The sequence below is a fragment of the Veillonella sp. CAG:933 genome (assembly GCF_000431435.1).
In the GTDB taxonomy this organism is placed as follows: domain Bacteria; phylum Bacillota; class Negativicutes; order Veillonellales; family Veillonellaceae; genus Veillonella_A.
The window spans coordinates 7544-28761 of sequence record NZ_HF986236.1 but is presented as its reverse complement, the minus strand read 5'-3'; the positions used below and the strand labels follow the sequence as shown (position 1 = coordinate 28761).

The following is a 21218-nucleotide window of genomic DNA, read 5'->3' as shown; positions in this document are numbered from 1 at the left end:
AGTTAAGCCATAACCTAATTCGCTATTAAAGTAATCCTTTGCAGGAATTATTTATTCAATAAAGGCACCGTGTTGCTGGCGAGTGGCATAACCGTTACGGTGTAATCATCGCGACCGATTAATTTGTTCGCAAGCGCAATGGCTTCATCGATGGATGTTACTACATCGATGCCCACGCGGTCACAAATTGCTTTATTTTCCGGTTTCGTCACCAAGATATGGCGATATTTCTGAAAATCTTCGCCTAAATGGAACGCAATAAAGCCCGGTACGGTAAAGCCATTACGCAATTTAATTTCACGTTCTTTCAAATCGCGGGTATCAAACCAACCGAGGAATTCTTCCGGTTCGTGAATATCCGGCAATTCCATAAGCAAAATAACCACGCCACCCGGCTTACATGCAAGCACTGCATTAACCTGGGTTTTAACACCTTGATACAAGTTAATATCTTTCGGATAACCGCCCGCCGAAGCGATAACGCAGTCAGCCAATTCATTAACCGGTACCCCGTAAATCTGTTTAACTAATTTCGTGCCTTCCAGCCATGCATCTTCCCAATGACCGGCCACGAATTTCGCTAATTTACCTTCCGTATTCGCTACGGAATTAATGAGGAAATCCGCTTCTACGGCACGACCATGTTGCATCTGATCGTCATGCATAATATTATTCGTAATATTACCGCTTACGATTTCAGGTTTCGTACCGCCACCAATCTCTTCCGACAAGCAAAGATTGTGGTTTTTTTGAATCGTCTGATAGGATGAAATACCCGGTAAAATGGCCTTACGACCGCCGCCAAAACCGGCAATCAAGTGGTATACGATACCGCCCGTCAAAATGAGACGATCCGCATCTAAAGCGAGTTCATTCACTTCAATCGGTACACCATGAGATGTTTCGCCGATATGACGGAAATGACTGTCCGGATTGATACCGCTACTGTGTTCAATACGAACGCGATTAACGACTTCGTCACCAAACTCGGAACGAGATTCCGCTTCCGATTGAAGACGATGAGCACCATAAGCGATTAAAAGGAAAATCTTTTCATCCGGCACACCTGCTTCGTTCAAATAATTAAGCAAAGTAGGTAAGTAAGCATCATAGCGAATCCAGGCGCGTGTAATGTCGGATACAACGATACATACCGTTTCATCATGCTGCACAATATCTTTTAGCGGCGCCGTGCCGATTGGATTATCCAAAGCTTCAAGAAGCGCTGCCGGAATATCTTCAATAGCGGGATAGTCCGCCCCTTCCACAACATCTACTACTTCTTGAGTGGGTAAATCAAATTCAACCTCGCCGTTGCCATACTTCAATTTAAAGTGTTTCATCGTTATTCTCTTCCTCTCTCTTTTGGTGGGCCAAGCGTTCCCAAAGGGCCCCTTTCATAACAATACCTTCACCGAATTTTTCTTCGAGGTCATCTACAGTCTTTGCCAATTCATCCTGTGACACTTCACTCTCAAATAAAGATGTCTGCCCCCATTCATCGGCAAAATCGCTGACCGTAAGCCCTAAAAGGCGAATCGGTTTATCAATGTTTAGTTTATTATACAACATCAATCCTATACGGTATAGTGTTTCTTCATTGTCAGTAGGCATATCTATGCGTTTTTGACGACTTATAGTCTTAAAATCGTTAAAACGGACCTTAATGGAAACGGTATGTCCTTTCAAACCTTGCTGCCGCAAACGTTTCGCCACTTTATGGGCAAAATAGTGCCATTCGCGGTCAATGACAGCTTCATCGGTCAAATCTGTTTCATACGTCAATTCATTGCCGATGGAATGAATCATGCGATCATATTCTATCGGCCGGTCATCAATGCCTCGGGACAAATCGTAGAGCCGTTTAGCCTGATTGCCCGCTACGGGGCGCAATTTCGACTCATCCCCTAGCGCCGCAATTTGACCGATTTTATAAAAACCCGCTTCATGTAGACGTTTTTCCGTTTGTTTGCCTACGCCCCACAAGCGTTTAACCGGCAGATTGGCAATAAATTTAGCTTCCTGTCCATAAGGTATTACCACCAAGCCATCGGGCTTTCTAATATCCGAAGCCAGTTTTGCCAAATACTTATTCGGTGCGAGACCAACCGAAGCTATAAGGCCGGTCGCATCTAATATATCCTTTTTAATAGCCTTACCGACCGCATAAGGGCCGTCAAAACGATTATGGAGGCCCGTTATATCCAAAAAAGCTTCATCTAGCGATAACGGCTCAATATAGGGTGAATAGCGTTCCATAATAGCATGGACCTGCTCTGAAACAGCATGGTACACTTCGAACCGGGGCCATAAATAAATACCGTCCGGACAAAGCTCACGGGCCTTGGCCATACTCATGGCCGAATGAACACCTAATTTACGAGCTTCGTACGACGCGGTAGATACCACACCACGCGAAGAAAGGCCGCCAACGATAACCGGGCGGCCTCTATACTCGGGATTATCGCGTTGTTCAACTGATGCATAAAAAGCATCCATATCCACGTGCATAATCCAGCGTCTCATATTAACTCCTGTTGTTTCTTATTCAGGTTTATCTTCTAAGCGACAATATTTAATCTGAGCGCAAATACATTCATCTTTGGTTTTGTACAAATCAGGTAAGATCTTAACTAACTCATCAAAAGTTTCTTCGTTGATTGAATAGCGTGTCCATAACCCGTTACGCTGCGAGTTAACAACACCTGCATCAATCAAAATTTTCATGTGATAGCTCAACGTAGACTGCGACAAATTGAAGCTTGCCAAAATGTCACAAGCACATAACTCATTACATGACAACATGTCAATGATATGCAATCTAGTTTCATCACTCAATGCTTTAAAAATCGTTGCCAATCTTTCGTATGATACTTCCATGCCCAATACTCCTTTTTTTAACCTTAGCCATTACCCTTTCGCCTTATTCTATGTAATATATTATATACTAAAACGCAAGATAAATCTAATAATTTCAATGTTTCAAGTTTTCGATAAATATATGAAAAAAAGCACTAACTTACAAACACTTATTCGACAAAGGTTTTCACGGTTTGTTAATTCATAATTATTAATTATTTTGAATAAGTTAGCATATGAAAGTCAATCAATTTTACCGCATTTTTATGAGGTTTTACTGCTCTTAGCCTTGACAAAAACGACTTTGCAACAATATACAAAAGTAGTCTTTCATTATACATTCGCCACAATTATCTTGAATTCTGCTTTTCCGAACACAATTTCGGTAAAACTCATTGACTAAAGTTGAATATAGCCACAAAAAAATGAATAAATACCCAAATTTTTTCAAAACAAATCAGATTCGAATCATCATTTTTTCATTCAACATTCACATAAAATCAAATGTGTTCAAACAAAAAAATCAGCGGCCGAGACAAGCTCGCGCCGCTGATTTTAGGAAAAGGGATCTCCTAAATATGTCAATGAACAACCTTCTGTAGGGAGGGACTTGCTGTTCATTTATTAACCGGTTAAAAAGGGTTAACCGAATAGTTGAATCTTATAATTTACCTACAAGGTCAAGACCCGGTTTTAAAGTATCTGCACCCGGTTTCCATTTAGCCGGACAAACCTGGTCACCATGTTTAGCTACGAATTGAGCTGCCTGCACTTTACGAACCAATTCATCGGCAGAACGACCGATACCCATGTTGTGGATTTCAGCAGTTTCTACTTTGCCTTCCGGATTTACTACGAAAGAACCGCGGTATGCACGACCTTCTTCTTCGGAGAAAGTTTCGAAGAAGTCAGCCAGTTCATGTTTCTGATCAGCTAACATAGTGTACTGAATTTTTGCGATGTTTGGAGACGCATCAGCCCATGCTTTATGTACGAATTCGGAGTCAACGGATACGGAGAATACTTCTACGCCCATTTCCTGCAATTCTGCATAATGGGACTGTAAATCTTCCAATTCGGTAGGGCAAACAAATGTGAAATCGGCCGGATAGAATACGAATACGCTCCATTTGCCAACTACATCTGCTTTAGTTACTGTTACTACGTCCGGATTGCGGAAACCCTGTAAGGAAAAATCAGGTAATTCTTTGCCGATAATTGCCATTTGTGAGTCACTCCTTGTGTTTAATAAACTTACTATACTTTAAAAACTATCATGAGCTGCATTATTACCAAACAGTAAAAAGCAACCTAACTTGCTATTAGAACAAATATACAGTGCTCTCTATTTTGAATATACAATGTCGCTAATTGATAGTTATTAATAACGGATAATCTATATCGATTACATAATTATCATACACCACGCAACGAAAAAAATCAATACGAAATCGAGTTTCAGTTATGCAATTTATGAAAAAAGGCGATACATTTTTGCAATCTAAAAATAAAGCGATATAGTAATACCACTATACCGCTTTACCTCTTACATTATTCAGTTTTATACACCTTATGTCCCCGCAATCATTAAATCGGTTTATAAAGCCTCATATATCAGTTATTTATTTTACTAAGCCCTTAGCTACCAAAAAGTCATGAGCTACTTCTTTAGGACTCTTATGCTCCACGTCTACTTGATAATTTAACTCACGCATTGTGTCCGTGTCTAAGGTTGCCATCATACGATTAATAACATCTTGTAATTCAGGATGTTCTTCTATGGTTTCTTGGCGAACCAACGGTACACCGTAATACGGCGGAAAGAATCCTTTATCATCAGCCAAAACAGTCAGATTATATTTCTTTAATAACCCATCTGTAGAAAAGGCATCCACTACCTGTACATCACCGCTTGACAACGCCACATAGCGCGTGGCCCCGTCAATGCCTTTAGCATCTTTAAAAGTAAAACCATACTCATTTTGAACGCCGCGTAAACCATCCTGACGATTCAAAAACTCAAGGGTAGTACCGGCCTTCAAAGAGGAGGCAACCTGACTTAAATCACTCATGGTATGCAAATTATACGCCTGTGCCACAGCAGGATCTACCGCCAAGGTATAGGTATTGCTGAAAGGAGCCGCCGCCAACAAGGCAACATCATACTTCTTCGCCAATTCCTCTTTCGTTGTATCGTATACTTCCTGCTCATCGCTTATGGGATCATGTTTTAAAATATCCACATAGGCCGTACCGGTATAATCAATATACGCATCTAAATCGCCTTTTTCCATGGCACTAAACAGCACCTGGGTGCCGCCGGCACCTAAGTGACTTTCTACCTTAATATTTGTATTTTTTTCAATCATTTCACCCAGCATATTACCCAACACTAACTGTTCGGTAAACTGCTTACTCCCGATACGAATCGTATTAGGATCTTTAACTAAATTGGCATATACATTCTGCCCAAACATAAATACCAGTAAGGCTACTACGACGCCGACACTCCATTTCTGGCGACGTCGTTTAGCCGTAAGGGTCGAGCGAGTTTTCAACAACTCAGGCTGCAAACTGACCGGTGTTACCAATGACTCCACTTGAGACAGCACCCAGTCAATGGCCAAGGCCAATATACAGGCAGGAATCGCGCCGGCCAAAATCATACCGTTATTAACGGAACTGATGCCGCTAAAAACTAAAAAGCCCAAACCACCGGCGCCGATAAAGGCGGCAATTGTCATAAGGCCTACGGCCGTAACGGCTGAAATTCGTACACCCGCCATTAACATAGGCAATGTTAACGGTAACTGTACCTTCCATAAAATTTGTTGACGTGTTAAGCCAATCCCGCGAGCCGCCTCAATGGTGCCCGGCGAAATCTGACTGATGCCGATATAGGTATTTTTGACAATCGGCAAGAGGGAATACAAAAACACCACAATGACCGACGGCAAGGTACCAATCCCTAAGAGTGGAATGGCAAAACCCAATAAGGCCATGCTGGGAACCGCTTGAATTAAGTTAGTAGCCCCCATGACCGGCTTATTTAAAGGCTTTACGTAGCTGATTAAAATCCCCAGCGGCAAGCCCACCAGAATAGCTAACCCCACCGCAATGGCAGTTAGCTGGATATGCTCTAACAAAAGACGCATAATCTGATCTATATTTTCAAACATATAACTAAATATACCCAATTATATTACCTCCGCATCATCTACATACTGACTTCCTAAGGTGGTAATTAAACTACTTTGTGTAATGACCCCCGCCAGGCGTTTAGAATCATCCAGTACAATCATATACGGACGGTGCAAGGTCTGAATTGTTTCTACCACATCTAATAAGGAATCCCCCACATGAGCCAATTTCTTCGGCTGGGCCATAATTTCACTGACAGGTCCTTGTAAACTTATTTGCTCACGAATCATACGGGCATTAACTAAGCCTCTAAAACGACGCGTGCCGCGGTCTACAATAATAAGGAAATCTTGAGGGATATCTTTAATTTTTTTCATACAACGGAATAAACTGTCCGTCGGATAGGCGATATTGGTGGCATCAATCATGATGTCTTCCGCTTTGATGAACTCCGGCGAGTTCCAAATACGATTTTTACCAATAAAGCTTTCTACATATTCCGTAGCGGGATTCCGTAAAATTTGTTCCGGCGTATCGTATTGTTCTACATGACCTTCACGCATTAAACAAATACGATCCGAGATTTTAATGGCTTCATCCATATCATGGGTTACGAAAACAATCGTTTTCTTTAATGTTTCTTGTAAACTGCGAAGCTCATCCTGCAAGGACACACGCGTAATAGGGTCAATCGCAGAGAAAGGTTCATCCATCAAAATAACATCCGGATCGACAATAAGCGCTCGTGCTACGCCGACACGTTGCTGCTGACCACCGGATAATTCGATGGGATAACGATTCAATAAATCACGGGATAAATCAACGAAGTCCATCATTTCATTAATCTTCTCAGCCCGACCTTCTTGCGGCATCTTATGAAGATCCATAACTAATTCTAAATTTTTACGAATTGTCATATGCGGGAATAAACCCGTTTGTTGGATAACATAACCAATCTTACGACGCAAGGTTACAGGTTCCATATCATGAATATTTTTACCATTTACATAAATATCGCCACCTGTAATAGGAATCAAGCGATTAATCATTTTAAGCAATGTGGATTTACCACAACCACTACCGCCGATGAGCGAAACAATTTCACCATCGGGAATAGTCAAACTAATATCATGTAATACTTCTTTTTTGCCATATCGTTTCTTTACGTTTTTAATTTCTATCATTCAATACCTCCCTAAAGTAACAACTCAATTCTAACATCAAGTTGTTACTTTAGCCAAATATCGACTTTTATAAATATAGTATAGTATATATTACTTTATGTCATAATGTCCTATATAATACAAAAAAGCGCCCGACTCATGTCAGGCGCTTATTGCGTTATATTGTAAATAAAATTATTAAATTATATAGTCAACCTTTAGTTAACCTTAAAACGTTACCGATTATCTGCCACAGACTGTTAAGCCTCATTTTCATCGGTATTATACAAAAAGCGTTCCAATCGCAACCAGCTGTCAGCGGGGCCGATAAAATAGATTTCTTCGCCCGCCGTAAAGGTAGCATACGGTCCCGGCGATATAATCATAGTCTTATCTTGATTTTCAATCGCCACAATGGTAACACCGGTATGTTGCCATAATTGAATGGATCCTATGGACTGTCCTAAATAACGACAGTCCTCCGTAATGGACATTTTCATAGGTTGCAAAGGATTTTTATATTGGTAATGCCCCACCGAATCAGTTAATTTTTGTATCGTTTCTTTTAATCCCTGCAGGGATTTTGTTTGATTCTCAATTTGCTGAGTCAGCTCGCGTCGCAAAGAGTCCACCGAATCAAAATCGCTAAATTGCATGCGGAATTGTTCGGCTTTCTCTTTAGATAAAACTGTACAGCCACTCCCTTTAGTCACTTCGACAATGCCTAAATCTGCCAGCAAAGCGATGGCACGGCGCGAAGTTTCGGGCGACACACCGTAGTGAACCGATAGAGCGGAGCGCGCAAAAATACGCTCTCCTTCCTTATACCCGCCGGATACAATTTTACCGGCCACATCGGCTGCAATTTGTTGATAACGAGCTGTACGTACAGTTTTACTCACTATTACATTCCTTTAATTTTCAAAATAGCATCAACAAAGCCTTTGAATAACGGATGTGCTTTAGTAGGACGGGATTTCAATTCCGGATGGAACTGAACACCTACGAACCAAGGATGATCTTTGAGTTCCACACATTCAACTAAACGGTTATCAGGGGATGTACCACTGATTACGAGGCCTTTTTCCGTTAATTCCTGACGGAATGCATTGTTGAATTCATAACGATGACGATGACGTTCGTAAATGAGGTCTTCGCCATAAGCTTCACGCACTTTGGTGCCTTCTACAGTCTTACATGGATAGATACCAAGACGCATAGTACCGCCTTTTTGATCTACATCTACCTGATCCGGCATCAAGTCGATTACAGGGTTCATGCAGTCTTCGTCGAATTCGGTAGAGTTAGCAGCTTCAAGGCCGGCTACGTTACGAGCAAATTCCATTACCGCAGACTGCATGCCGAGGCACAAGCCGAGGTAAGGGACTTTGTTTTCACGAGCATATTGGATAGTGCGAATCTTACCTTCTACCCCGCGATAACCGAAGCCGCCCGGTACTACAATACCGTCAACATCTTCATATAACTTAGCCACATTGCATGCGTTTTCTTCCAATTCTTCCGCATCAATCCATTTAATATTAACCTTTGTATCCGTTGCGATACCGGCATGAGTCAAGGCTTCAGCTACGCTGAGATACGCATCGTGAAGGGCTACATATTTACCAACCAAGGCCACGGTGATTTCTTTGTTAGGATGAAGAATTTTATCTACCATTTCTTTCCAAGCTACCATATCGGCCGGCTTATCAGGTAATTGTAATTTTTTAACAACGATGTCATCAAGGCCTTCTTCCTGCATCATCAAAGGCACTTCATAAATCGTGTTACAAGTGCGGTTTTCAATAACGGCTTCCGGATCGATGTCACAGAATAAAGCCAATTTATCTTTCATTTCGTCGGAAATGTGTTTTTCCGTACGGCAAACGATGATATCCGGTTGAATACCGATACTGCGCAATTCTTTTACGCTGTGCTGAGTCGGTTTAGTTTTTAACTCGCCCGCTGCACTGATGTATGGCACCAAGGTTACGTGAATGTAGAGCACGTCGTTACGACCTACTTCTTTTTTAACCTGACGAATGGCTTCGAGGAACGGTAAGCTTTCAATATCACCTACCGTACCACCGATTTCCGTAATAACTACGTCCGCGTTATCTTCTTTACCTACGCGATATACGTTTTGTTTGATTTCATTCGTAATATGAGGGATAACCTGAACGGTACCGCCTAAATAATCACCTTTACGTTCTTTGTTAATAACGGACCAATATACTTTACCGGCCGTTACACTCGAGCGTTTACCGAGGTTGATATCGATAAAACGTTCATAGTGACCAAGATCAAGGTCTGTTTCAGCGCCGTCATCGGTAACGAACACTTCACCGTGTTGATACGGACTCATTGTACCAGGGTCGATATTGATGTACGGGTCAAATTTCTGAATGGTTACATTCATACCGCGGTTCTTAAGCAAACGGCCTAAGGATGCTGCAGTAATACCCTTACCTAACGACGAAACAACCCCACCTGTTACGAAAATATACTTTGTTGCCATGATTCCTCCCAAAGCTATGAATGTATCTACACACTATCGCACGCTGCGACAGTTTTAAAAAATCTTACATTTTTTCCGGTGCGGAAATACCTAAAATACCGAGGCCGTTACGCAATACATCGGCAATCGCCGTGATAAGGCCTAAACGCGCCTGTTGTAAATCGCTGTCTACGCCCATAATACGACCTTGTTTGTAGAACGAATGGAACATGCCGGCCAATTCGTATAAGTAACGAGCAATACGATGTGGCGCACGATGTTCGGCAGCCTCACGAATTTCTTCAGGGTAAGCGCCTAGTTTTTTAATAATATCGAGTTCCAATTCGCTCGTTAAGGTATCAAATTTTACGCCGGTCCAATCGCCGTATTTGATGCCCGCTTCATTCACCTGATTAAAAATGCTGTGAATACGTGCATGCGCATACTGGATGTAGTATACCGGGTTATCATTGCTCTTTGAGGCTGCCAAGTTGATATCAAAATCCAATTGGCTGTCCAAGGAACGCATGAGGAAGAAATAGCGCGCCGCATCTACGCCTACTTCTTCAATCAATTCATCCAAGGTTACGGATTGGCCGGTACGTTTCGACATTTTTACAAGTTCGCCGTCACGATATAAGGCCACCATTTGTAATAACAAAATTTCCAAGCGGTCCGGATTATAGCCGAGGGCCTGCATGGACGCTTTAACGCGCGTCACATAACCGTGATGGTCGGCGCCCCAGATATTAATCATCTTTTTAAAACCGCGTTCAAATTTATTGCGATGGTACGCAATATCCGATGCCAAGTACGTAGGTTCACCGTTTTCGCGGATAACTACGCGGTCTTTGTCGTCGCCGTAGCGCGTGGACGCAAACCACAAAGCACCGTCTTTTTCATACACATCGCCGGTGTCTTTTAAGAATTGAATAGCTTTGGTTACTTCACCGCTTCTATGCAAGGATCGTTCGCTGAACCAGTGATCAAAGTCCACATTGAAATTGCGAAGGCTTACACGCAAGGCATTAAGCTTTTCAGTCAAACCGAATTCTTTAAAGAACGGCAAACGTTCTTCTTCACTCAATACGGCAAAGAAATCGCCACCCCAGTTGATGATACTCTGTGCCGTATCAATGATATCCTGGCCATGATAGCCGTTTTCAGGGAATTCACTCTTCATATCGAGAAGTTCCATATAGCGAGCATCAATGGATTTCGCCAAGTTATCAATCTGATTACCGGCGTCATTAATGTAGTATTCCGATTCTACCTTGTAACCGGCGGCACGCAATAAGTTAACAAGCGCACTGCCGTACGCGGCACCGCGACCGTGGCCTACATGAAGTGGGCCCGTCGGATTGGCACTTACATATTCAACCTGAATCGTATCTTCATCACGAGTAGCTTGAGCACCATAGCAAACGCCTTGTTCCAACACGGATTTCAACGTATCGTAAACAGCGTCTGTTTTCACAAAGAAATTGATAAAACCGGCACCGGCTTTTTCAGCTTTTTCAAGCCAATCATAGTCCATATTGGCAATGATGATATCCGCAATAGCTGCCGGATTCATGCGGGCTACACGGGCCGATTGCATGGCAATATTCGTAGAAAAATCGCCGAATTCTTTCTGTGGCGGTACTTCCAAAACTACTTCAGGGTACGTTCCTTCCGGTAATGCGCCGTCAGCTAATGCTTTTGCTACTGCCGCCTCAATTCCTTGCTTGAGCTTGTCCTTTAGTTCCATACTCTAAATCCTCCTGTAATACGATATCTAATTGATTATAATATTGCCATTCGCCACTGACCGAAATGTCGTAGCCTAAGTGTATTTTACCAATGCCGTCCTCTAAGTCAGACTCCAATTCATGAGTTTTAAACGCCATGTGAAGCTCACCGAAGGGAGTTTCATACACTGATTGCCGTGTCTCGCCGAGCACATACTCATGTCGCATAGACACTTTGCCATTGCGAATTAATACAATGGAACGAGGCTTTAACTTAATCGTTGTATGGGAGCCTTCCATTCCGGATAATTCGGTTTCATTATACATAATATATTTTGTATCATTTTTTTCGTGATATTCACCGGGAGAAACCATTTCAATGACTGTATCATGCCCGTCCGCATCCCGTTGAATACTCTTTACACCAACTAAAACGCGCTTCATCGAAGTCCTCCTTTCCACTTTTGACACATCAGTTTGTTATCAAAAATTTTATTAAACTATACATCAGTTAATTATACCATAGAAAGAGCTTTATTTTAAGAAAATTCTTCGCTTAAACGCCTTGAAGAATGTCCTCAATTACCGTAGGATTCGCCTTTTTAAAAGCCGCCACCAAGGCTCTTTTTTGGTCCCTCGGCATGCGTTTTACCTGGTATTCCATGGACTGCGCATCCTGTTTGCGCTCAAAGGCGGTAAACCACACGAGGCTCACCGGCCGGCGTGTTCTGGTATATTTGGCGCCGCCCGGAATTTCGCCGTTATGAGCCGCCACACGTTGCTTCAAATCAACCGTCCAGCCCGTATACAACGATCCGTCCGCGCATTCTACCATGTATGTGTAAAATTGACTCATAACTGCCTCCCCTCATACAGTTTGCACTACTTTAATATCTTTATTATTGTTCTATTTACAGCTAATAATTGCTCTATTTACAGCTAATAATTACTCTATTTGCTACTACCTTGAGTGTCCGTAATCGGCTCCAAAGTAATAGACTTGATCACAACCGGCGCCAACGGCTTGTCATTTTTATCGGTCTGTACTTTGCCGATTTTAGCGACTACATCCATGCCCTGCGTAACAACGCCGAAAATGGTATGCTTATTATCGAGCCACGGCGTAGGCCCCAAGGTGATAAAGAACTGTGCCCCACCTGTATTCGGCCCGCGGTTGGCCATGGCCAAAAGGCCCATTTTGTTAAAATGTAAATCATTTACAAATTCATCCGGAATAGTATACCCCGGACCACCTTTACCGTCATCGCCGCCTTGAATCATGAATCCGTCAATAACGCGATGGAATGTTAAATCGTTATAATAACCTTGTTTTACCAAGTAGTCGAAGTTTTTAACCGTAATCGGTGTTTTAGTGCCGTATAAACGAACTTTAAACGTGCCTTCCGTAGTGTTAAACACGGCATAATGATCTTTGACCGGCGTGTTATCAAGCGTCGGTGCTTGCAAGGTACCGGTCTGGCTGTTTTGTGCTGTATTTTGGTCGGCCGAGCTGCCTGCAGCCGTACCGCAAGCGGCGGTTACGAGCATGGTCATCCCCAACAAACCAACCGAGCACAAACGTCGCCAATTTGTATAAAAATACGTCAGCTTCATCTGTACCTCCAATATATGAAAAACCGCTCACAAACAATATGAGCGGTACTTTCGACATTTCATTATAGCACAGAGTATTAAATTAGGCTAGAGGAATTTTTAAATTCTTCGATTTTCATTTGTGAAGCGCGGCCCTATGGGCATCAACAGAGCAACAACTTAAATCCAACCGAAATTTTTACAAGCTTCGTAAATGCCGTCATTATTACAATCGGCCGTAATATAATCAGCCGCCGCTTTAAGCTCTTCACGGGCATTCCCCATGGCGATGTTAAGCCATTCCGGATTAAACATGGACAAATCATTATAGCCGTCGCCGAACACTACCACATCGGCCGGTTCCATGCCGTAATGGGCAATCATGCGACGCACGCCTTCCCCTTTAACCATAGGTTCAAACAAGATACAATCATTGCCATAGCGAATGATGTCATTCGACATATGAACGACGCCGGTGGCAGCTTCCTGTTCCGGAGTCATGTAGGCATAAATTTTGTAAAAATGTTCTACCTTACGATAGTCAAAATTCGGATCGTATTTGGTCGTGCATACATCCCAAACCGGATGCCAGTTAAGCACTTCTTCATACGGTGTAACTCGGACCAATTCATTCACATCGGTTACGGCCCAGTGAAGCCCCAACCTGTCCAGTTGTGCCAAGTAGTTAAGGCACGCTTCTCTATCCAAGCCTTCCATAAATAATATCTCATTATTAACGGTCACACTCTTACCGCCATCAGCCACAAAGTCATGCACATTCGCCATATCGGCAAAGCGTTTCGCATCGATTTGCAAGCGCCCCGTCGCCAAGGCTACGCGATGACCGTTCGCCTTTAACGTATCGAGCGTCATTTGAGCACTTTTTGGAATAATGCCATCCGGCCAAACAGCCAGCGTGTTATCAACGTCAAAAAAGAAGAATTTCTTTTTCATCAATGCCTCCCATCACATTAATATTTCATATAATTATACAGTTAAATGTGTTTTTATGCTTTGTCACGGCCCGACATCAGTTTAAACCGTTCTTTCTGTGTTACATCAGGATATTTTTCATGGTCTACCGGACTGGCAAACATAGACAACGGACGAATGTACGTCTTACGTTCACCATATAACTGCTGATACACAACGAAAGGTTCCCCCGTTTCCGAATGAACGGCGATGTCTTTTACGTAATAATACATGCCTTTGAAGTGGCGATATAAGCCACCTACTACGATTTCGTGCATACGACCTCCCATAAGTTGTGATTAAGAATAAAACTCATTGTTTCGCTTTTTTTATTGTAACATATGAGGGCGAAAATAAATACTTTTAAACTTATTTCACTACGGTTTATCTCTTATAACGAGTAGCTCGCCCCAATCCTATTTTAGTAATATATTGTTTTTCTATTAACGAATTAAGTAATCGAATTACTTTACCACGCTTATATCCTAAATGTTCAACTACTTCTGCTGTTGTTAGTTCTCTATTTTCGTTAAATACAGATAATACAACCCTTTCATCATCAGTTAATCTTTCCCTATCAGTTACTACCGGCAACACAACCGTAATTGTGTTGTCCATAACGATAAATTGGGGTTGTATTGCTTTTCCTTTATAAGCTTCTTTAATACGACGAATACCGGTTCCCAATCTTTCAATTAAATGTAACCTATAAAATAAACTTCCCAAAATCGGGTTTCTTAAACTTGAAATATAGCCTTCTAAATATTCTTCCTTGCTCAAGCCATTAGGTAAGCCGCCCGGTGATGATATTTCAATCCGATCCTCAAACATAGCTACTCTAACATGTATATTTATATCCCAAGTACGATGTACCAATGCATTAGCCATGACCTCACGAAAAGCGGTTTCCGGAATTTTTTCTACTACTGTCCGCTCTACGCCTCTAACTTCTTCATAGCGGTAGTATAACTTATAAAACTCAATCGCTTCTTCATATTGCTTAAAAATCGATTGTTTATCTATTGTACGGCGACTTAAAATTTGATTAATATCTACGCCAAATTTAACTATATCCGTTCCATAAAACGGATTTTCATCAGCTACAATAGCCGCCGCATTATTGAGTTCATGTTTTTTGGTATAAAAGCCCAACGTTCTCAGTATATCCGTTGTAAACTCTTCAATATTTAATCGTTCTTTTACTAATTTTTCAAGCAAAGTAAACTTTAAGTCTTGATCCAAGGAAGGTAAATCTTCAAACTCCATGTTTTTTCCGGCTAATACTAATCGTTTCAATTCTACTTGATCAACTTTAACCGTAGATGTATCACTACGTCGATAGGCCGTACCATTGTATAAATATGGTTTATATTCACCTTCTTTAACTAATAATTCAATCGTTCTATTTTTTTCATTTACAATCAATTCAAAATCCGGCTTTGGTAAAATACTATCATTTATTTTGTTTTCAATAGCCAGACAATCTCCATTTAAATCAGAGAGACCCTTAACAGTCCCATCATCGGCAATACCAAAAATAATTTTCCCATCGCCAAAATTAGCATAGGCACTAACCGTTTTCAAAAAATTATTATTAGTATTTTCTTTATATTCTAATATTTTTGACTCCTTCATACATTCACCCCACTTTATATTCCCTATTATAATGGAACGAAAAATAGAACGCAAATTTTTTCATTCCATTTTTCGTTCTATTTTAGAACGTATTTTTACATTTCGTTCCATCTTGCGTTTCATTTTTGAAACAAAAAAGCAATTTGCGTTCCAAACGAAATGGAACGCAAATTGCTTTCATAGGATTTTATATGCTCTAAAGGAGTATTAAATTCTTAATTCTTATTTTTTAATCCAGCTCATCAAGCCGCGAAGTTCGGCGCCCACTTTTTCAGATTCATGATTAGCCGCTTTTTCACGACGAGCATACAATTTCTTGAAGCCGTCATTATAATCGGCCAAGAATTCATCGGCAAACGCACCGGATTGAATATCTTTCAAGATTTCTTCCATCTTTTTACGTGTTTCAGCGGTGATTAATTTGGTACCGGTTGCATAGTCACCGTATTCGGCGGTGTTGGAAATGGAATTACGCATAGTATGGAAACCACCTTCGTAGATGAGGTCTACGATAAGTTTCATTTCGTGAACGCATTCAAAATAAGCGTTAACCGGATGGTAACCAGCTTTCGTCAAGGTTTCAAAACCGGCTTGCATCAATTCGCAGATACCGCCGCAAAGAACGGCTTGTTCACCGAACAAATCGGTTTCTGTTTCTTCGCGGAAGGTTGTGCCCAAGATGCCCGCACGACCGGCGCCGATACCGGCCGCCCACGCCAAAGCCAATTCTTTAGTATCACCGGACGGATCTTTTTCTACCGCATAAAGGCTCGGTACACCGCTGCCTTCTTGGAAGGTACGACGAACGAGATGGCCCGGTCCTTTAGGGGCTACCATAAATACATTCACATCAGCCGGTGGTACGATTTTTTTGAAATGAACGTTAAAACCGTGAGCAAAGCCGAGATAGGCACCTTTTTTAAGATTCGGTTCTACGTCTTTTTTATAGGTTTCCGCCTGCAATTCATCAGGAATAAGCACCATAACTACGTCAGCGTCTTTTACCGCATCAGCCGTCACTTTAACCGGTAACCCGTCTTTTTCGGCTACTTGCCAAGATTTAGAGCCTTCACGAAGGCCTACGGTAACATCCATGCCGTTTTCTTTTAAATTAAGCGCATGGGCATGCCCTTGTGAACCGTAACCAAGTACGGTGATTTTTTTACCTTTTAATGCGTCCAAATTGCAATCTGCATCATAATAAACTGTTGCTCCATAGATTGTTCCTGCCATAATTGTTCCTCTCTCTCTGCCAGCTTCCCGGCTAACCTAATCTATCGCTTATAATCGTTCGCCCCGGCTCATTGCCGTCACGCCCGTTTTAGCCATTTCAAGCACCCCGTAGGGTTTCATAATATCAATAAAGCCGCGTAGTTTTTCTTCATCCCCCGTCAGTTCAATGATGAGCGATGTTGGTGCCACATCGAGCACATTGCCGCGATAAATATTGGCAATCTGCACGATTTGTGAGCGGGTCTGGTCGTCAGCCTTTACTTTAATCAGCATCAGCTCACGTCGTACCACATCGGTCTTGGGGAATACTTTCACTTTAACTACGTCGATAATTTTATAAATCTGTTTTTGGATTTGATCCAGTGTATCCGAATCGGCATCCACCGTAAGGGTCATACGGGCATAGCCCGGTTGAACCGTCACGCCGGAGGTCATTTTTTTCACGGAATAGCCGCGCCGGTTAAAAAGCGCCAGCACGCGAGCGCCGATGCCGGATGTGTTTTTAGTTATCACCAGAATTTGATGCTCATTCGACATCGTCAGCCACCCCTTCCTTACCGCGCATATCCGCTACCGTCATACCGGCCGGAATCATAGGATACACATTTTCTTCGCGCGCTACGACACATTCGATGAGCACGCCATCGTCCGCATCAAGCGCTGCTTTTAACTTTGATTTTAAATCTGTTTCCCCTTCGATTTTCACACTGCGTACGCCATACGCCGCCGCCAATGTTTGAAAATCCGGATTACAGGATAAGTCTACATAGGAATAACGCTTATCGTTAAAAAGCTCTTGCCACTGCCGTACCATGCCCAAGTAGGAATTATTAAGGAGTACGATTTTCACCGGCAATTTATACTGATTAATGATCATTAATTCATGAGCCGTCATCTGAAAACCACCATCGCCTACCACAAGGACTACTTTGCTCTTTGGCATCCCCACTTGCGCCCCGATGGCGGCCGGTAAGCCAAACCCCATCGTACCGGCGCCGCCAGATGTAACGATGCTGTTCGGTTTCCGATAGGTAAAATACTGAGCTGCCCACATTTGATGTTGCCCTACATCGGTGACGATAACCGCATCACCTTGAAGCAATTCATTAAGTGTTTTTAACACTTGCTGCGGTGGCAAAGTACCGTCAGGTTGCTTGTTATAACGCAACGCATATTGTTTTTGCCAAGCCTTAATCTGTGTGAGCCAAGCCTCATGGGCGGCCACCTTAGCCTCGTCTTCGCCGATCTTCAGCTCCTTATTCAACGCCTGTAAAACCTGCTTTACATCACCTACAATCGGCACATCCACCTTACGGTTTTTCTCAATTTCCGCCGGATCGATGTCGATGTGAATAATGGTAGCGTTTTTACAAAACGCTTCCGGATTACCGGCGATACGGTCATCGAAGCGAATCCCTGCGGCCAATACTACATCAGCTTCATCAGTAGCGAAGTTTGCAGCTGCCGTTCCGTGCATGCCGAGCATCCCCAAGAATAACTCATGGTTCCCCGGAAATGATCCCAAACCAAGCAATGTATTTGTCACCGGAATTTGGGCTTTTGCAGCCAGTTCAAAAAGTTCCGCCGAAGCACGGCCTTTTAAGACACCGGCGCCGGCAATAATCAACGGGCGTTTCGCATTTTTCAAGACCTTGGCCGCTTTTTTTATCTGCTTAGGATGACCTTTATAATTCGGTTCATAGCCTTCGAGAGCGAAGGGCTCTTCATAAAGCTTATCGAATTCATCCCGCGTAATCTCTTTTAGCTGAACATCTTTCGGAATATCTACGAGCACCGGCCCCGGCCGCCCCGTCGTTGCTATATAATATGCTTCGCGCAAGATGCGAGGCAAATCGTAAATTGATTTTACGAGGTAATTATTTTTCGTAATCGGCATCGTAATCCCCACAATGTCGGACTCTTGGAACGCATCTTTACCGAGTAAAGCACAACCGACCTGGCCTGTAATAGCCAGCACCGGCACGGAATCCATATGTGCCGTCATGAGCCCGGTCACTAAATTAGTCGCCCCCGGTCCCGATGTCGCGAGGCACACACCGCATTTACCGGTAGCTCTGGCGTAACCATCGGCCTCATGTGCCGCCCCTTGTTCGTGGCGGGCAAAATAATGGTTCAGCTTCGGGTATTTATAGATCTCATCGTAAATCGGGATAACGGCACCGCCGGGATACCCGAAAAAATCGGTCACTCCCATGCGATGAAGCGTTTCCAATACGATGCGCGCCCCGTTTATCATGGCGTCCCCCATTCGCTCACATCCTCTCTCTGTTTTCTCAAAACAGTACTTTTTCTTTTAGATTTCTAAAAAATTTCTCTCAATTTTTTCTCATCGTTTGCTTGTCTTTGCAAGCCATCACTTCGAACGTTTTCTCAGATTTTATTTAATACTGTATAATTCTTTTTTGATTTACTGCAACCTATTTTAATTGTTTCGTATAACTAATTTTTCATAACTGATTCTTTAAAAATAATTAAATCTGTTAACGTTCGTTTATTTCGCTCGTATTAATACGGCGAATTGTGTAGCCCTGTTTAGCAAACTCTTCGGTAATGCGGCGAATATGTTCTTCACCGTTAGTTTCTACCGTTACTTGTAATTCTACTTCGTGGAAACGATCCAAGTTTTTGAACTGATTATGTTCCAATTTAATAACATTGGCATTTTGACCGGCCAGGATTTCCGATACCGCTACCAGTTGGCCCGGTTTATCCGGTAAGTTTACGGAAAAGGTAAAAATACGGCCCCGCAATACCAAACCTTTATTAATCATGGAAGCGATAGTCAATACATCGATGTTCCCGCCGCTTAATATAGATACTACCTTTTTGCCTTTTTCTTTCAGTTTCTTTAACCCCGCAACGGATAAAAGTCCTGCATTTTCACCGACAATTTTATGTTTTTCCGCAAGCAACAAGAAGGCTTCCATCAATTCGTAATCGGATACGGTGACGATTTCATCGACATACTCTTTAATATACTTCAAGGTCACATCGCCGATTTGCTTAACCGCCGCCCCATCAGCAATCGTACTGACACTGTCAAGCACCACCGCTTTATCGGCTTTTAATGCAGCTACCGCACTGGCCGCACCTTCCGGTTCGACACCGACTACTTTAATGGACGGATTTTTTAATTTGGCCGCTGCCGCTACGCCTGCAACTAAGCCGCCGCCACCGATTGGCACAAGCAAGATATCTGCATCCGGCAATTCTTCAAGCACTTCCAAAGCAATTGTCCCCTGACCTTCGATGACGTCTTCATCATTGAAAGGATGTACAAACACATAGCCGTTTTCCTCTTGCAAGCGAACCGCTTCGGCATAGGCTTCATCATATACTTCCCCGGCCAGCACAACTTCGGCACCATATTGGCGAGTTGCTTCAATCTTGATGAGCGGGCTTGGCTTCGGCATTACGATAACTGCTTTAGTCCCCAATCGTTGAGCCCCGAGCGCCACGCCTTGTGCGTGATTGCCGGCGGAGGAAGCAATAACGCCACGCGCTTTTTCATCCTTCGTAAGCTTAGCAATCTTGTTGTACGCCCCTCTTAATTTGAAGGAGCCGGTCCGTTGTAAATTCTCCGGTTTAATATACACATCATTGCCCGATTCATCTGAAAATACCGTGCTGTGTATTAGCTTTGTTTTGACCGTTACCGTCTGCAAACGCTCTCTTGCTTCTATAAAATCATACAGTGTTAACATCCTACCCATCCTTTTTGCTCAATTCTCTCTATATTAAGGTTTCTCACGCCTCATTTAATGTTCTCTCTCGATTTTTCTCGCTATGGCTAAGGTTTCTCAGGTCTTAGTCAAAACTCTCTCAATTTCTCTATATAAAAGGTTTCTCACACCTTATAAAATGTTCTCTCTCTTCTTTTCTCTGAATCGGCCAGGTCTCTCAGGTCTTGCCGATTAACGCGCCTTTTTAGTAGCTTCCCCGGTTATTAAACGCTTAATATTTTTCAATAGCTCCTTCGGCTGCCGACGATACGAATGTAGCATATTTTTTCAAGTAACCCGTAGCACCGGAATCATGAGGCTTTAGATTGGCTCTTCGTTTTGCCATTTCTTCTTCCGTCAAACGCACCGACAAGCTGCGGTTTGGAATATCGATGTCAATCACATCGCCCTCCTGCACCAGTGCCAACGGCCCCCCGGCCGCCGCTTCCGGTGAAATATGACCGATGGAAGCGCCTCGGGTAGCGCCCGAGAAGCGTCCGTCCGTAATAAGTGCCACATCCTTACCAAGGCCCATGCCGGTAATCGTGGATGTTGGGGTCAACATTTCCGGCATCCCCGGTCCACCTTTCGGTCCGGCGTAGCGAATAACCACCACATCGCCTTTCTTAATTTGATTCGATGTAATGGCTTC

19 protein-coding genes and 1 pseudogene are annotated in these 21218 nt (G+C 42.8%); all 20 read right to left on the bottom strand.

The features are described 5' to 3' along the window. Window positions 1–47 precede the first annotated feature (47 nt). The gene (gene larA, locus QZL64_RS12295) at window positions 48–1343 is read right to left on the bottom strand and encodes a nickel-dependent lactate racemase (RefSeq protein ID WP_021842260.1); all 1296 of its coding nucleotides are present in this window, start codon (window positions 1341–1343) and stop codon (window positions 48–50) included. Further along, window positions 1330–2526, bottom strand: a complete 1197-nt coding sequence (locus QZL64_RS12290; protein ID WP_021842259.1) for a DNA polymerase IV — start codon at window positions 2524–2526, stop codon at window positions 1330–1332. The genes larA and QZL64_RS12290 overlap by 14 nt, the downstream gene beginning before the upstream one ends. Window positions 2527–2544: 18 nt before the next feature. After that, window positions 2545–2880, bottom strand: a complete 336-nt coding sequence (locus tag QZL64_RS12285) for an ArsR/SmtB family transcription factor (RefSeq protein WP_021842258.1) — start codon at window positions 2878–2880, stop codon at window positions 2545–2547. A 640-nt stretch (window positions 2881–3520) separates the two neighbouring features. Beyond that, window positions 3521–4084 (bottom strand): alkyl hydroperoxide reductase subunit C, encoded by a 564-nt coding sequence (gene ahpC / locus QZL64_RS12280; RefSeq protein ID WP_021842257.1) that lies wholly within the window; start codon window positions 4082–4084, stop codon window positions 3521–3523. A gap of 397 nt (window positions 4085–4481) precedes the next feature. Continuing rightward, entirely contained in the window at window positions 4482–6056 is a 1575-nt protein-coding gene (locus QZL64_RS12275) for an ABC transporter permease/substrate-binding protein (RefSeq protein ID WP_021842256.1), read from the bottom strand. Further along, complete coding sequence (locus QZL64_RS12270) at window positions 6057–7184, bottom strand: ABC transporter ATP-binding protein (RefSeq protein WP_021842255.1); 1128 nt, start codon at window positions 7182–7184, stop codon at window positions 6057–6059. A 239-nt stretch (window positions 7185–7423) separates the two neighbouring features. After that, a complete protein-coding gene (locus QZL64_RS12265; protein WP_021842254.1) occupies window positions 7424–8065 on the bottom strand; it encodes a TrkA C-terminal domain-containing protein in 642 nt (213 codons plus the stop codon). 2 nt (window positions 8066–8067) lie between these two features. Then, window positions 8068–9681: a CTP synthase gene (locus QZL64_RS12260; RefSeq protein ID WP_021842253.1), complete on the bottom strand. Its 1614-nt coding sequence runs from the start codon at window positions 9679–9681 to the stop codon at window positions 8068–8070. Window positions 9682–9745: 64 nt separating this feature from the next. Continuing rightward, window positions 9746–11410, bottom strand: a complete 1665-nt coding sequence (argS, locus tag QZL64_RS12255; protein WP_021842252.1) for an arginine--tRNA ligase — start codon at window positions 11408–11410, stop codon at window positions 9746–9748. Further along, window positions 11376–11834, bottom strand: a complete 459-nt coding sequence (locus QZL64_RS12250) for a DUF1934 domain-containing protein (RefSeq protein ID WP_021842251.1) — start codon at window positions 11832–11834, stop codon at window positions 11376–11378. The genes argS and QZL64_RS12250 overlap by 35 nt, the downstream gene beginning before the upstream one ends. Window positions 11835–11946: 112 nt before the next feature. Further along, entirely contained in the window at window positions 11947–12246 is a 300-nt protein-coding gene (locus QZL64_RS12245; RefSeq protein ID WP_021842250.1) for a GIY-YIG nuclease family protein, read from the bottom strand. 95 nt (window positions 12247–12341) lie between these two features. Further along, window positions 12342–13004, bottom strand: coding sequence for a peptidylprolyl isomerase (locus QZL64_RS12240; RefSeq protein WP_021842249.1), 663 nt, complete (start codon window positions 13002–13004; stop codon window positions 12342–12344). A 159-nt stretch (window positions 13005–13163) separates the two neighbouring features. Next, on the bottom strand, window positions 13164–13937 hold the full coding sequence (locus tag QZL64_RS12235) for an HAD family hydrolase (protein WP_021842248.1): 774 nt from the start codon (window positions 13935–13937) through the stop codon (window positions 13164–13166). Window positions 13938–13990: 53 nt separating this feature from the next. Then, window positions 13991–14233, bottom strand: coding sequence for a DUF1653 domain-containing protein (locus tag QZL64_RS12230; RefSeq protein ID WP_021842247.1), 243 nt, complete (start codon window positions 14231–14233; stop codon window positions 13991–13993). Between the two features lie 106 nt (window positions 14234–14339). Next, entirely contained in the window at window positions 14340–15590 is a 1251-nt protein-coding gene (locus QZL64_RS12225) for an ATP-binding protein (RefSeq protein ID WP_296309640.1), read from the bottom strand. A gap of 222 nt (window positions 15591–15812) precedes the next feature. Further along, complete coding sequence (ilvC, locus tag QZL64_RS12220; protein ID WP_021842245.1) at window positions 15813–16823, bottom strand: ketol-acid reductoisomerase; 1011 nt, start codon at window positions 16821–16823, stop codon at window positions 15813–15815. A gap of 48 nt (window positions 16824–16871) precedes the next feature. Continuing rightward, window positions 16872–17360, bottom strand: a complete 489-nt coding sequence (gene ilvN / locus QZL64_RS12215; RefSeq protein ID WP_021842244.1) for an acetolactate synthase small subunit — start codon at window positions 17358–17360, stop codon at window positions 16872–16874. Then, window positions 17350–19092: a biosynthetic-type acetolactate synthase large subunit gene (ilvB, locus tag QZL64_RS12210; RefSeq protein ID WP_021842243.1), complete on the bottom strand. Its 1743-nt coding sequence runs from the start codon at window positions 19090–19092 to the stop codon at window positions 17350–17352. The genes ilvN and ilvB overlap by 11 nt, the downstream gene beginning before the upstream one ends. A gap of 232 nt (window positions 19093–19324) precedes the next feature. Then, complete coding sequence (gene ilvA, locus QZL64_RS12205) at window positions 19325–20548, bottom strand: threonine ammonia-lyase (RefSeq protein WP_021842242.1); 1224 nt, start codon at window positions 20546–20548, stop codon at window positions 19325–19327. A 250-nt stretch (window positions 20549–20798) separates the two neighbouring features. Continuing rightward, window positions 20799–21218: pseudogene (locus QZL64_RS12200) on the bottom strand (dihydroxy-acid dehydratase domain-containing protein); the annotation flags it as partial.

Bases quoted from the DNA above. Each gene is read 5' to 3' on its own strand.
- larA (WP_021842260.1), bottom strand. From the start codon at position 1,343: ATGAAACACTTTAAATTGAAGTATGGCAACGGCGAGGTTGAATTTGAT.
- QZL64_RS12290 (WP_021842259.1), bottom strand. From the start codon at position 2,526: ATGAGACGCTGGATTATGCACGTGGATATGGATGCTTTTTATGCATCA.
- QZL64_RS12285 (WP_021842258.1), bottom strand. From the start codon at position 2,880: ATGGAAGTATCATACGAAAGATTGGCAACGATTTTTAAAGCATTGAGT.
- ahpC (WP_021842257.1), bottom strand. From the start codon at position 4,084: ATGGCAATTATCGGCAAAGAATTACCTGATTTTTCCTTACAGGGTTTC.
- QZL64_RS12270 (WP_021842255.1), bottom strand. From the start codon at position 7,184: ATGATAGAAATTAAAAACGTAAAGAAACGATATGGCAAAAAAGAAGTA.
- QZL64_RS12260 (WP_021842253.1), bottom strand. From the start codon at position 9,681: ATGGCAACAAAGTATATTTTCGTAACAGGTGGGGTTGTTTCGTCGTTA.
- argS (WP_021842252.1), bottom strand. From the start codon at position 11,410: ATGGAACTAAAGGACAAGCTCAAGCAAGGAATTGAGGCGGCAGTAGCA.
- QZL64_RS12250 (WP_021842251.1), bottom strand. From the start codon at position 11,834: ATGAAGCGCGTTTTAGTTGGTGTAAAGAGTATTCAACGGGATGCGGAC.
- QZL64_RS12245 (WP_021842250.1), bottom strand. From the start codon at position 12,246: ATGAGTCAATTTTACACATACATGGTAGAATGCGCGGACGGATCGTTG.
- QZL64_RS12240 (WP_021842249.1), bottom strand. From the start codon at position 13,004: ATGAAGCTGACGTATTTTTATACAAATTGGCGACGTTTGTGCTCGGTT.
- QZL64_RS12235 (WP_021842248.1), bottom strand. From the start codon at position 13,937: ATGAAAAAGAAATTCTTCTTTTTTGACGTTGATAACACGCTGGCTGTT.
- QZL64_RS12230 (WP_021842247.1), bottom strand. From the start codon at position 14,233: ATGCACGAAATCGTAGTAGGTGGCTTATATCGCCACTTCAAAGGCATG.
- QZL64_RS12225 (WP_296309640.1), bottom strand. From the start codon at position 15,590: ATGAAGGAGTCAAAAATATTAGAATATAAAGAAAATACTAATAATAAT.
- ilvC (WP_021842245.1), bottom strand. From the start codon at position 16,823: ATGGCAGGAACAATCTATGGAGCAACAGTTTATTATGATGCAGATTGC.
- ilvN (WP_021842244.1), bottom strand. From the start codon at position 17,360: ATGTCGAATGAGCATCAAATTCTGGTGATAACTAAAAACACATCCGGC.
- ilvB (WP_021842243.1), bottom strand. From the start codon at position 19,092: ATGGGGGACGCCATGATAAACGGGGCGCGCATCGTATTGGAAACGCTT.
- ilvA (WP_021842242.1), bottom strand. From the start codon at position 20,548: ATGTTAACACTGTATGATTTTATAGAAGCAAGAGAGCGTTTGCAGACG.